This is a genomic window from Hydrogenobacter sp. (genome assembly GCA_041287335.1).
GTDB lineage: Bacteria > Aquificota > Aquificia > Aquificales > Aquificaceae > Hydrogenobacter.
Map to the genome: position 1 here is coordinate 1 of JBEULM010000058.1, position 11,541 is coordinate 11,541.

An 11,541-nucleotide genomic window follows, 5' to 3' on the forward strand; every position below is an offset into this window, starting at 1 on the left:
ATACTCTTTTAGCCTCTGGGCTTGTCTTTCAAGGTTGTCTTTACTTGCATTGTCAGAAACCCTTGCATAGATAATACACCTGTTTCCGTTCTCATACTCTTGTTTTTCCTCAACTATGATAGTTCCTGTAGGCAACTGAAAACCTTTTATTTTTCCTTCCTTAAACAATCTCCAAGCTGTCTTATAACTGATGCCAAGCTTTTTAGCATAATCCGACAGCTTCATATGGAATAATATAGTATGCTTGGGTAGATTTGTTAATAAAAATTGGAACTGGTTTCTAAGACCAAAGATATATTGAAGCTCCTTTCTTTCTTTGCCTTCCAATAGCCTGTTATAGGCGTATCTCATGCAGGAAGACTGTCTTCTCATCAAGTCTTTAAGTGCTTTGCGGTCTTCCTTATGTAGCTCTAATCTAAACTGCAGTGTTATCATGTTTTTTGCTCCCTTCTTCTATATATTCACTTTTTACACTTCCTGTCAACTGTTTCTATCCTTCTTATCTGTTATCTATTATATATACACACACCAAATCTTTCAAACCTTCTTTTACTTTTTGTATCAAACAAAAAAGTCACGAATCTTGATTCTGATGATGTATAAAGTTCCCAAATTTTTATGGGTTTACAACCGTTAAAAGATCTTAAATTGAATATAATTAATGAGTTTTTTTCAGGTATTTTATCTTTTATTATTATCCTGTCTGCGTAAAAAGGTAAGTTATGATGGAAATATCCAACTTCATATGTCTTCAAACTACTGGTCGGATCAAGGGTTTTTATAAAATTACCAAGATCTCTGTAATGCCTAAAACTTTCAAGGTAAGTAAGCATACCTGTGTTCATAAATATCAAGAAGACTATGCCCGCTAATATGAGACTAAAGCGCCAATATCTGAGAAGAAAAAGCAGAGGTAAAAAGGCAAGAGTTATGTAAATTTTTTCAAGTTCAAAATAAAAAGTTAGAAAAAGGATCGTCATAGAGATCAGAAGACTTAAAAAAGTTGAAGAATACTTAATGAGCTTTTCCCACCTGGAGTTAAGGATAAAGTCAGCTGTTAAAATGGACATAGCTGGGTATGCAGGAAGAATGTAGACAGGTATCTTAGACTTTACAAAACTAAAGAGAATAAAGACAAATACAAACCACGCAATGAAAAAACTAAGCTCTCTTCTCAATTTGAGAAAAGCCCATGTTAAAGCAAGAAATACCAGAAAGGAGTAAGGGAGGAAGCTTACAAGCGTATCAAGAAGGTAAAAGTATAAGGGATCGCTTCCTTCGTATATCCTTTTGATGTTTTCTATGTAGAACACTTTTAACAGATCCTTTCTGTGAAATAGAAATTCAAAAATATACCACCAAAAGGCTGGAAGAATCACAAGGATAGTAAGCAGGTAATATCGCTTTTTTAAAAGCTCTTTCGGATTATTCAGAAAAAGGTATGTGAAAACTACACCTGCTGGAATTATAAGACCAGCAGGACCCTTAGTCATTATGGCTAAGGAGGAAGAGGTAAACGCTAATATCAATATAAGTACACTCTTTTTTTTGTATGATTTGAGCCAAAGATAAAGCGAGAGGGTTATGAAAAAGGTAAAGGGCATTTCTGGTGAAGCATACCTCGCATTGGCAAAGAATTGGAACGAAGACAAAAGCACAAGTGCGGAAAGGAGGGATACCTTCACATCTTTTAACTGATCTTGAGCCAAAAAATAGGTGACCAAACCTGTAAGTATGCCGAGCGTAACATGAAAGAATCTGAGACCAAACTCATTGACTCCAAAAAGATAGTATCCTAAGGAGATCATCCAGTAGGTGAGGGGTGGTTTTTCAAGTCTTATACTTCCGTTATAGTAAGGCGTTAAGAAGTCACCGCTGTTTAGCATAATTTTCGATGCGTACGCATAAAAGGATTCATTTGGCATCCATACCTGAGGAAAACCGAGGTTCAGATAGTAAAGATATATGAGAAGGATTAAAAGAGCGTAGAGCATGGGGAAATTATATTATGGGAACATTATTACATCAACAAGGCTATCTTTATTTATTTCATATACACCTTCATAAACCACCATATAGGCATTCATGTTTACATAGGAAGTAAGCATGTGTGATTGAGTTTTGTGAGAGTATGAGCAGTAGGCTCTTTCTCCCTCAAACCACACGTAAGCCCTGACGAACTCTCGCCTTTCAGCATCTTTTCTGTGAAAGCTCTCCTTAAGCGTAGCTTTAAAGACATCAGGTATGTAGCGATGCCTTCCTGACATTTTCAAAATAGCGGGTCGGACAAGAAGATCAAAAGCCATACTGCAGGATACCGGATTACCGGGAAGACCAAAAAACAAGCCCTTTTCTCCGTAAGTACCAAAAAGGACAGGTTTCGCAGGTTTTATACGCACTTTATGAAACTTCACATCAATTCCACAATCCTTCACAAGATACTGGATGTAGTCTTTGCCTCCCATGGATACCCCGCCCGTGGTTATAAACACATCGTAGTTATGTATGCTTCTAAGAGCACTTGATATTTCCTCCTCGTTGTCCTTTACTATGCCCAAGTAATGTGCTTCTCCACCATCTCTTATGACTTGAGAAAGAAGTGTGTAGCTGTTGGAACTTCTTATCTGGGAAGGCTTATTTATAGTTTCGCCAACGTCCTTTATCTCGTCACCGGTTGCCAATATAGCAACTTTAGGTTTTCTGTAAACAAAGACGAGAGCTTTATTTACCGATGCCATTATACCAACTTCGTACGGTCTTATAAGTGTACCAGTTTGAAGAAGGATTTGACCCTCTTTTACCTCCTCTCCCTTCCTTCTTATATTGCTTCCGATTTTTAACGCACGTTTTATAAGCACATAATCGCCTTCCCTTTGGGTGAGTTCAAAGGGAATTACGCAGTCCGCACCATCAGGTAGGGGTGCTCCGGTAAATATTATTACAGCACTGCCCTTTTCTACTTTGAAATCTTTCTCGTCACCGGCAGATAATTCGCCTGCGATCCTCAATCTCACAGGTCTTTCTTCAGATGCTTCTTTTATATCTTCGTATCTTACTGCGTAACCGTCCATAGCGGAATTGTCAAAGGGTGGTTTATCCGTGTCGGCTAATATGTCTTCGGCCAATACCCTACCTATAGCTTGACTTAAAAAAACTCTTTCCGCGTCTATCAACTTTGTATGTTCAAGAATTATAGAAAGCGCTTCTTCGTATGCCAACAAACTCATTAAGCACCTCCTACGCAACAGAATATATACCCTCAAGAAAACCTTTCCATACGCTTGGCATCTTTTCAAGTTCCTCCCGCGCTATCTTCTTCACTTCATCCTGTAAACCTCTTATGTCTTTCCGCGTTCTTATCTTTACATCAAGTATCTGCGGTTGATTTATGGGTTTCCCTATTTGAGAGACTATATAGCAGTATGCTTCCTCTATGTCTTCCAGCTCTTTAATTACTCTCTGAGCTATTAGGTTGGCTACGGTGTTATATATCTTCCCAATGTGGGATATAGGATTTTTTCCTGCTGCAGCCTCAAGACTCATAGGTCTGTATGGAGTTATAAGACCATTGACTCTGTTACCTCTACCTACCTGTCCGTCATCTCCTTGCTCCGCGGAAGTACCTGTAACTGTTATATACACCGAATTGTTCTCCCTACTGTCCGCTGTGTTTATATAAACTTCTATCTCCCTACCAAGGAGACCCTCTACATACATTTTTACCTTCCTCCTTATCTCCTCCTTCTTTTCAAAATACTCATCTATGCTTTTTATATACTTGCTCACAAATGCCAAAGCGACGGTTAATCTTATCCTGCTTTCTACCCTAACTCCCATAACTTTTATGTCCTCCCCAACTTCAGGATGCTCCCTCTTGAGAGCTTCAGAATTGAGAAACCTTTCCGTTTCGTAAACGGCTCTCTCTAACTCATCAAAAGGTGCAAATCCTACGCCAAAGGATGTATCATTTGCCAAAGGTACTTCCCCACTTTTCTGAAATCTCTCAAAAAGTTCCACGAGATCTCTGGCACCGGGCTTTATCTTAGCGTAAACTTTAACATGTTTTTCCACGTCTATGTTTTTTATACTTTTGCTGAGCCATTCTTTTACCGTTTGCTTTACGAGATCCTCCGCATCAAGCTTTTTGTCATTCCTCTCAAGGATGGCTCTACCCACAAGGTATATCTCTATAGGCTCTATAACTTGACCACCTCCGAAGTGAGCATCGGCAACTCCTCCAACGAGTAAAGCTTTGTCCACATTGTGATGCATAACCGCTCCGAACTCTCTCAAATACCACTTACAGAGTTCCCTCGAAAGATTTTCGGCTAAATTGTCACATATAGTATCTGGATGACCTGTTCCTTTCCTTTCCACTATCTCAGCCGACTGCTCGTAAACAGGTGCAAAGGTCATAGGAGTAACTACTATCTGTGCCACTTGAGACCTCCTGAAAAAGTTTTAAATAGATTATAATCTACCTGCGTACAAAAGGATAATTCCTTAACATTGCTTTGAGCCTTTTACCTCTAACATCAAGCTCTACTTTCAGACCTTCCTCTCTGTATGGGATTTTTATAAAGCACAAAGCTATTCCTCTATCAAGGGTTGGTGAATAAGTTCCGCTACTGACAGTGCCTATATTTATGTCCGATACGTATATTCCGTATCCCTCTCTTGGGACACCTCTTTCTAAAAGCTCAAGCCCAAAAAGTTTACTTTTGATTTCCTTTTTCAGCATAGCTTCCCTTCCTACAAACTCTTTATGCATATACACGAACCTGTCGAGGTTTGCCTCAAAAGGTGTTATGTTCTCAGAAATTTCATGACCGTAAAGAGGAAGTCCAGCCTCAATCCTTAGCGTATCCCTTGCACCAAGACCGCATGGTTTGGCATACCTCAATAACTCTTTAAAAAGCTCTGTACCCTCCTTCAGACCTGCGTATATCTCAAAACCGTCCTCACCTGTGTAGCCTGTTCTTGAAACTACCATACCATCAAAGACCTTAAATCCGTAGTACCTTATATCCTGAACGGGGAAAAATTTAGACAGCACATTCACGCTATCTTTTCCTTGAATGGCTATCTGCACCGTGCTGTCAGATATATCCTCTACTGAGTGATGTTTAAAGAGCCAGCTTACTACCTTGTGCCTATTTGATGCATTCACACACAACATAAAACTTTCCTCGTTGAACATGTACACGGTTATATCGTCAATTACACCTCCTTCCGGATTTGTTAACATACTGTACTGGACTTTGCCCGGACTAAGCTTTTTTATGTCGTTGGTGGTAAGATACTGGAGACTGTCCGCAGATGATGGACCTTTCATCAAGATTCTTCCCATGTGAGATATATCAAACACACCGCAGGATCTTCTTACCGCCATTACTTCTTCCTTTATGGAAGAGTAAAATAGAGGCATCTCCCATCCTGCAAACTCAAACATCTTAGCTTTTAGCTCTCTGTGAAGTTCGTAAAGGGGTGTTTTCATACAAACATTGTAAAATGTTTCCCTATGCTCGGCAAATACGTCCTTTTTCTATACGTCAAACTTTTCCTGATAGTAAATGCCATACTTCTGGGTATAGTTTCCTCTTACGCTCTTATGGAACTTCTCTTTCTCTTCAAGCAGAAAAGTGCTGATATAGCTTTCTCCTATCTTGCCAATTTACTGCCATTATCCTTCCTTTACCTTTCACCTTTCAGTAGCGTAATTGCCATGATGATCCTATTAAGGTACGTATTTTTGAGAAAAATAGATCTGATAGTTCAAAGCTTTGGGATATCACCGCTGAAATTTTTCCTTAATATAGTACTTTTTTTAGTATTTGTGAGTTTCTTTAATTTTTTTATGAACTTTAATACATATGCTGAAAACAATAAAAACCTCTACAGTATAGAAAAGAGATTTAAAAAAAGACAGGAGATTGAAGATCTTATAATGAGAAATGCATGGTTCTTCAAAGAAGAAAATGATGAAAGAATCTACATAAATTTTCAGTTTGTTGATATAAAAGGTGGTAAAGTTGCGGGAGTATTTTTGGTAAGAGGTAGAGAAAATAATATATTGGAAATAGTCCAAGCTGATAGAGGTTTGTGGAAGGGTGATACCATACTTTTACCTTTTGCAAAAGTTTGGAATTTTAAAGAAGGTAACACAACAGCTAAGTATATGGCTATTAAGCTCTTTGATATAAAAAATGCACAACCTATAGGGGAAAGGGTGGAACATGTGTCACTGAATCAACTTATATTCCTTTACTTTCTGGGTAAAAGCATAGGCTTAAACTACAACTTATACATGTCGGAGATAATAAGGAGGTTTCTATCTTCTTTTACATCAGTACCGATAGGTATTATCGTTATGTCTTACACTATAAAGAGAAGAAATATACTCGCTGGGCTTTTGAGTTTCGTACCTGCTTTCTTTTTTTACTGGATGAGTTTCGTACTGACAAGGCTTTTCTCGGAAAGCATGTCTCTAAGTCCAATTTACGGGTTAATTGCCTTCGCTCCGCTCTTTTTCTTTTCCTTAAAAGGACTTTACTATCTGGGAAAAGGTTTTAGGGTCTAAGCTCGCACCACCTACAAGTAAACCATCCACATCTGGCATCTTCATAAACTCACCTGCGTTATGTACATTTACGCTGCCACCATAAACAACTCGCGTCATGCCTTGATAGTTCTTGTTTAGATCCTCAAGGACGTTTTTTATAAACCTGTGAACTGCCTGAGCATCTTCAGGGGTTGCGGGATTTCCACTTCCTATTGCCCAAACAGGTTCGTAAGCTATGTCTATCATATCCGTATAATTTTCCAAAGAAGACAGAGCTATCCTTATTTGGGTTTCAATCACTTTATATGTGAGTCCCGCTTCCCTTTCATCCAGTCTCTCCCCTACGCAAAGTATAGGTCTCAAACCACCATCAAGACAAGCCACTAATTTTTTATTCACCGCCTCATCATCTTCTCCAAAGATCCACCTTCTCTCCGAGTGACCAACAATAACGTAAGAAACACCTAAATCTTTCAGCATACTCACCGATATCTCACCTGTAAAAGCACCCTTTTGCTCATAATAAACATTCTGGGCTCCAAGCTTCACATTCGTGCCCTTTAACATCTCCGAAGCTATACACAGAGATGTATAAGGCACACAAAGAAGTATTTCTCTGTCCTTCACATCTTCGATAAGCGGTAGAAACTTAATGATGTATTCTTTTGTCTGCGAAGGTGTAATATTCATTTTCCAGTTGGCGGATATAAGCTTCATCTTTATTAAGTTTAACTTATAGCGCAACTATGTGTCAACTTGACTGTATTTTACCAATGATGTAGTATTTTCCTTAGGAATGCTTTATATTGAAGACAGCAAAAACTTAAAAGTTTATGCGGTTTTAGAAAATGTAGTAGAGATAGAAACTGGGCGTCTTCACGGACAAAGGCTCGTTTCAAGGATAGTTTATGGTAACGAAGAGGGTAGTTTTGCAGAAATTGCCAACAGGGATTTGAAAATGAAGATAGAAATTGCCGTTTTGGAAACGGTACGCTCCATGAACAAAAGAGATGTGATCTTCGTTAACCTCCCTATCTCTCTCAACATAGAGAGCCTTCCACTTTATGGGAATAATCTTGTGGTTAATCTCCCTATGGGTATGGGACTTAAGAATCTATACATATACAGAAGCAGGATAAAAAAGTGTGGCTTAGGAGTTGCACTGGATGATTTTACCACCATAGGATATGAACTCAAGGAGATCATGTTTGGAGCCTTTGATTATGTCTTTTTTAGCGACGATTTTTACATTAAAGCTAATAAAGATGATTTAAAAAGAGCTGTTGAGCTTGTAAAGTATTACGGATCAAAAGTATGCTTTAAGAAAATAGATACGGTACAGAAGTTAGATCTTGCCTCAAGAATGGGCGCACAGCTTGGACATGGATATTTATTTGGATATGAGCAGATAAAGGCTCAGTTATGAGAAAAATGATTATACTTTTTTTATTTTTTACACTATCATGTGCACAAATAGTGGTTTTAACTGATCCATTAACTGCGCAGGAGCATCTAAATCTGGGATATATCTATGAAAGAAAAGGAGAGCTAAAACTTGCAAAAGAAGAGTACGAAAAAGCCCTACGCAAGGACAAAAATTTGTGGAAGGCACGCTTTAATTTAGGAAACATTTACGCAAAGGAAGGTGACTATGCAAAAGCTGAGGAGGAATATAGGAAGGCGTTGGAGCTTCACCACGAAGATGCGGATGTACTCAATAACTTAGCGTGGGTAGTTTATAAACAGGGAAGAAGAGAAGAGGCTTTGTCCATAATACAAAAAGCCATAAGTTTAAGAGACAGTAAAGAATACAGAGAAACTCTCAGAGAGATTGAGGGTCGGTGAACTATTCCATCTTCGTAGAAGATGGAGCTTGATGATTCATTGTGTTAAAACCTAAAGGGGAATTTAGGTAACGTAGGTAATCCTTTCATTCCCTTCATGCTTTTTATTATCCTCCTCATCTCTTCATACTCTTTCAAAACTTTGTTCACATCTCCCACACTCGTTCCGCTACCTTTGGCTATTCTCACCTTCCTGCTCATGTTTATGATCCTGGGATTCTTTCTCTCCTCTTTTGTCATAGAGAGGATTATCGCTTCTGTTTTTTTGAACTTCTTTTCGTCTATCTTCACGTTTTTGAGCTGAGCGCCTATCCCCGGTATCATACCCAAGAGCTTTTCTAAAGGTCCCATTTGCTTTATAAACCTTATCTGCTTGAGCATGTCCTCAAGATCAAACTCCCCCCTCATGATCCTCGTGGCAAGCACTTGAGCCTCATCTTCAGGTATAACTTGCTGAGCTTTTTCCAGAAGGCTCTGAAGATCACCCAGCCCTAATATCCTCTGAGCTACCCTATCTGGATAGAAAACTTCCAAATCCTCTATCTTTTCCCCCACACCCACAAACTTTATAGGTACACCTATAGCTTCCTTTACTGAAAGGGCTAATCCCCCCCTCGCATCACCGTCCATCTTGGTCAGTATCACCCCAGTAAGTGTAACGCTTTCGTGAAAAACCTTTGCGACCCTTAAAGCTTCCTGCCCTTGCATGGAATCGGCTACATAAAGAATTTCGGAAGGTCTAACTGCTTCCTTTATCTGTTTGAGCTCTTGCATCAGATCCTCGTCTATGTGCAACCTTCCAGCTGTATCAAGAAGGAGGTAATCTATACCTTCGCTTTGAGCTTTATGTTTGGCATTAATGGCTATATCCTTAGATGACACATCATCAAAGCCGTAGTAAGGCACTCCTACCTTTTCAGCGAGCTTTTTGAGTTGAAGCATTGCGGCAGGTCTCCTCACATCAGACGAAGAAACAGCCACTTTAAAGCCCTGATTTTTTAAGAAGTGTGCGAGTTTACCTATGGTGGTAGTTTTTCCTGTACCCTGCAAGCCTACAAAAAGCACAGTCCCTTTTTTGATATCAGACTTTTCACCGCCGAGTATATTTGTCAGCTCCTCATATACTGTAAGTATAATGCTGTCAACGGGCGAGAGATTGTTTTTGATATCTTCGGTGAGAACTCGCTCCCTGACCCTCTTTAGAAAAGCTTTTACCACATCATAGTCTACATCGGCTTCAAGTAAAGCCATCCTTATATCCCTGAGCGCATCGTTAACTTGTTTTTCTGTAAGCTTTCTTGCACCTTTTAATCTTGATATACTCTTACTAAACTTCTCAGTAAGCAACTCAAGCATGATATTAAATTATATTTCAGAAATTGTACTCTATGTACTTTTCCGCTTCCATAGCGGCTATACATCCTTCCCCTACTGCAACCGCCACCTGACCTGTTGAACCGCTTCTGCAATCTCCAGCTGCAAAAACGCCTTCAAGATTCGTTCTCATTCTTTCATCGGTAAGTATGTATCCCCTCTCGTCAAGTTTGAGGATGTCTCTCAAAAAGCCTGTGTTGGGTTCCAAACCTATGAATATGAATACACCCTCTACAGGAAGCTCTGACAAATCACCCGTTTTTGTATTTTTCAATATCAACCTTTCAACGAAATCGCTCCCTTTTATTTCTTCAACAACGTTGTTTGGAATAAATTTTATCTTCGGATTTGAGAATACCTTCTCCTGAAGGTGCTTTTGAGCCCTCAACTGGTCCCTCCTGTGAATGAGATAAACTACACTCCCAAACCTTGTAAGAAAAAGTGCTTCCTGTGTGGCTGAATCCCCACCGCCGATAACCGCTATGGGTGAACCCTCAAAAAGCGCTCCATCACATGTAGCACAGTAAGACACACCCCTATTTAAAAACTCGCTTTCTCCAGGAACACCTAACTTCCTTGGGTTTGATCCAGATGCTACGATCAGGGTTTTTGTTCTCAGTATTTGACCGTTTCTGAGGTGCAGAATTACCTCTCTACCGCTCTTTTCCACTTTGACCACTTCTCCCTTTACCACCTTAAGTCCAAACCTCTCAGCCTGTTCCTTGAATCTCAAGGAAAGCTCTTTACCGCTTATACCCTCAGGAAAACCCGGATAATTTTCAACGAGATCGGTTATAGCAATCTGCCCTCCTATGGTTCCCTTTTCAAAGAGGAGTGTGTTCATCTTGGCTCTGGCAGCATAGAGACCTGCGGTAAGCCCTGCAGGTCCACCACCCACTATGATACAATCGTAAAGCGTATCTTCAGAAATTTCCACCATCACAGATGGCTGAGTATCATCTGCCTGAGAGCTTCTTTAGGTTGTACACCTATTCTCGTGTCGGCTACTTCCCCCTTAGAGAAAAGCATTATTGTAGGTATAGCTCTTATACCGTATTGCATGGCTATGTTAGGATTTTCGTCAGTATTTAGCTTACCGAACTTCACCTTATCACCAAGTTCTACGGCAAGTTCTTCTATGATAGGTGCTATGATCCTGCATGGACCACACCAAGGTGCCCAAAAATCCACCACTACAGGTCTGTCCGAATTTATCACTTCCGTATGCCAGTTGCTTTCAGTGAGGACTATCACACTTCCTGCCATTTTCAAACCTCCTTACTCAAAATTTTGTAGATTTCTAACACCCTTTCATCCTTGATGTAGTAGCAAACTATGGAGCCATCCCTCTTGCAACCTACTATACCTTTATTTCTCAAAATACCAAGATGTTGGGAAACGTTAGGCTGGGAGGTGTGCAGAAGCTCGCTGAGGTTTTTTACACACTGTTTGCCTTCAATGAGAACCGATATGATTCTAAGCCTGATGGGATGCGCCAAGGCTTTAAGAAACTCTGCCCATGCCTCTAACTTCTCTTCAGAAGCGACTTCCACCATCTTATCACCTCATATGCTAATATTCTACCATAACACAATAAGAATATCAATTGTTTTTTAAAATTTAGACTGCCTTTTATAATATTCAAGTGTTAAGGATAATCCTTTCTTTGATGGTAAGTGCTTCCTTTGCCTTATCTGTGGAGATATTTTCGGATTATCTTGAAAGACTCCCTGACAGAACTATAGTTGCAAAAGGTCACGT

Annotated in this window: 13 protein-coding genes; 3 read left to right on the top strand and 10 right to left on the bottom strand. The window is 39.6% G+C overall.

Features of this window, described 5'->3' with window-relative positions; translation table 11 throughout:
* The 5 genes from ABWK04_08455 to gcvT all read right to left on the bottom strand — a co-directional run.
* The coding region (locus ABWK04_08455; GenBank protein MEZ0361903.1) for a hypothetical protein at positions 1–435 on the bottom strand (435 nt) is incomplete at its 3' end.
* A 71-nt stretch (positions 436–506) separates the two neighbouring features.
* Positions 507–1,994: a glycosyltransferase family 39 protein gene (locus ABWK04_08460; protein MEZ0361904.1), complete on the bottom strand. Its 1,488-nt coding sequence runs from the start codon at positions 1,992–1,994 to the stop codon at positions 507–509.
* 12 nt (positions 1,995–2,006) lie between these two features.
* Positions 2,007–3,227, bottom strand: coding sequence for a gephyrin-like molybdotransferase Glp (glp, locus tag ABWK04_08465; GenBank protein ID MEZ0361905.1), 1,221 nt, complete (start codon positions 3,225–3,227; stop codon positions 2,007–2,009).
* A gap of 10 nt (positions 3,228–3,237) precedes the next feature.
* Entirely contained in the window at positions 3,238–4,440 is a 1,203-nt protein-coding gene (locus ABWK04_08470) for a methionine adenosyltransferase (GenBank protein MEZ0361906.1), read from the bottom strand.
* Positions 4,441–4,477: 37 nt separating this feature from the next.
* Entirely contained in the window at positions 4,478–5,497 is a 1,020-nt protein-coding gene (gcvT, locus tag ABWK04_08475; protein MEZ0361907.1) for a glycine cleavage system aminomethyltransferase GcvT, read from the bottom strand.
* A gap of 24 nt (positions 5,498–5,521) precedes the next feature.
* Between gcvT and ABWK04_08480 the strand changes: the two genes are divergently transcribed.
* Complete coding sequence (locus tag ABWK04_08480) at positions 5,522–6,580, top strand: LptF/LptG family permease (GenBank protein ID MEZ0361908.1); 1,059 nt, start codon at positions 5,522–5,524, stop codon at positions 6,578–6,580.
* Here the strand turns inward: ABWK04_08480 and tpiA are convergent.
* Complete coding sequence (gene tpiA / locus ABWK04_08485) at positions 6,539–7,279, bottom strand: triose-phosphate isomerase (protein MEZ0361909.1); 741 nt, start codon at positions 7,277–7,279, stop codon at positions 6,539–6,541. The genes ABWK04_08480 and tpiA overlap by 42 nt on opposite strands.
* Before the next feature lie 79 nt (positions 7,280–7,358).
* Between tpiA and ABWK04_08490 the strand changes: the two genes are divergently transcribed.
* Positions 7,359–7,988 carry a diguanylate phosphodiesterase gene (locus ABWK04_08490; GenBank protein MEZ0361910.1) on the top strand — a complete coding sequence of 210 codons (630 nt, stop codon included), beginning with the start codon at positions 7,359–7,361 and terminating at the stop codon, positions 7,986–7,988.
* The gene (locus ABWK04_08495; protein ID MEZ0361911.1) at positions 7,985–8,407 is read left to right on the top strand and encodes a tetratricopeptide repeat protein; all 423 of its coding nucleotides are present in this window, start codon (positions 7,985–7,987) and stop codon (positions 8,405–8,407) included. The genes ABWK04_08490 and ABWK04_08495 overlap by 4 nt, the downstream gene beginning before the upstream one ends.
* Before the next feature lie 44 nt (positions 8,408–8,451).
* On the opposite strand, the gene ffh is transcribed toward ABWK04_08495, so the two are convergent.
* From ffh to ABWK04_08515, 4 genes are read right to left on the bottom strand one after another with little or no spacing between them, the layout of a single operon-like run.
* On the bottom strand, positions 8,452–9,762 hold the full coding sequence (gene ffh, locus ABWK04_08500) for a signal recognition particle protein (protein MEZ0361912.1): 1,311 nt from the start codon (positions 9,760–9,762) through the stop codon (positions 8,452–8,454).
* Between the two features lie 16 nt (positions 9,763–9,778).
* Positions 9,779–10,720 (bottom strand): thioredoxin-disulfide reductase, encoded by a 942-nt coding sequence (trxB, locus tag ABWK04_08505; GenBank protein ID MEZ0361913.1) that lies wholly within the window; start codon positions 10,718–10,720, stop codon positions 9,779–9,781.
* Positions 10,720–11,046, bottom strand: a complete 327-nt coding sequence (gene trxA / locus ABWK04_08510; GenBank protein MEZ0361914.1) for a thioredoxin — start codon at positions 11,044–11,046, stop codon at positions 10,720–10,722. The genes trxB and trxA overlap by 1 nt, the downstream gene beginning before the upstream one ends.
* A gap of 2 nt (positions 11,047–11,048) precedes the next feature.
* Positions 11,049–11,336, bottom strand: a complete 288-nt coding sequence (locus tag ABWK04_08515; GenBank protein ID MEZ0361915.1) for a metalloregulator ArsR/SmtB family transcription factor — start codon at positions 11,334–11,336, stop codon at positions 11,049–11,051.
* Between the last annotated feature and the right edge of the window lie 205 nt (positions 11,337–11,541).

What these genes read in the sequence shown, in the direction of transcription:
- ABWK04_08460 (MEZ0361904.1), bottom strand. Translation starts at nt 1,994, where the DNA reads ATGCTCTACGCTCTTTTAATCCTTCTCATATATCTTTACTATCTGAAC.
- glp (MEZ0361905.1), bottom strand. Translation starts at nt 3,227, where the DNA reads ATGAGTTTGTTGGCATACGAAGAAGCGCTTTCTATAATTCTTGAACAT.
- gcvT (MEZ0361907.1), bottom strand. Translation starts at nt 5,497, where the DNA reads ATGAAAACACCCCTTTACGAACTTCACAGAGAGCTAAAAGCTAAGATG.
- ABWK04_08480 (MEZ0361908.1), top strand. Translation starts at nt 5,522, where the DNA reads ATGCTCGGCAAATACGTCCTTTTTCTATACGTCAAACTTTTCCTGATA.
- tpiA (MEZ0361909.1), bottom strand. Translation starts at nt 7,279, where the DNA reads ATGAAGCTTATATCCGCCAACTGGAAAATGAATATTACACCTTCGCAG.
- ABWK04_08490 (MEZ0361910.1), top strand. Translation starts at nt 7,359, where the DNA reads ATGCTTTATATTGAAGACAGCAAAAACTTAAAAGTTTATGCGGTTTTA.
- ABWK04_08495 (MEZ0361911.1), top strand. Translation starts at nt 7,985, where the DNA reads ATGAGAAAAATGATTATACTTTTTTTATTTTTTACACTATCATGTGCA.
- ffh (MEZ0361912.1), bottom strand. Translation starts at nt 9,762, where the DNA reads ATGCTTGAGTTGCTTACTGAGAAGTTTAGTAAGAGTATATCAAGATTA.
- trxB (MEZ0361913.1), bottom strand. Translation starts at nt 10,720, where the DNA reads ATGGTGGAAATTTCTGAAGATACGCTTTACGATTGTATCATAGTGGGT.
- trxA (MEZ0361914.1), bottom strand. Translation starts at nt 11,046, where the DNA reads ATGGCAGGAAGTGTGATAGTCCTCACTGAAAGCAACTGGCATACGGAA.
- ABWK04_08515 (MEZ0361915.1), bottom strand. Translation starts at nt 11,336, where the DNA reads ATGGTGGAAGTCGCTTCTGAAGAGAAGTTAGAGGCATGGGCAGAGTTT.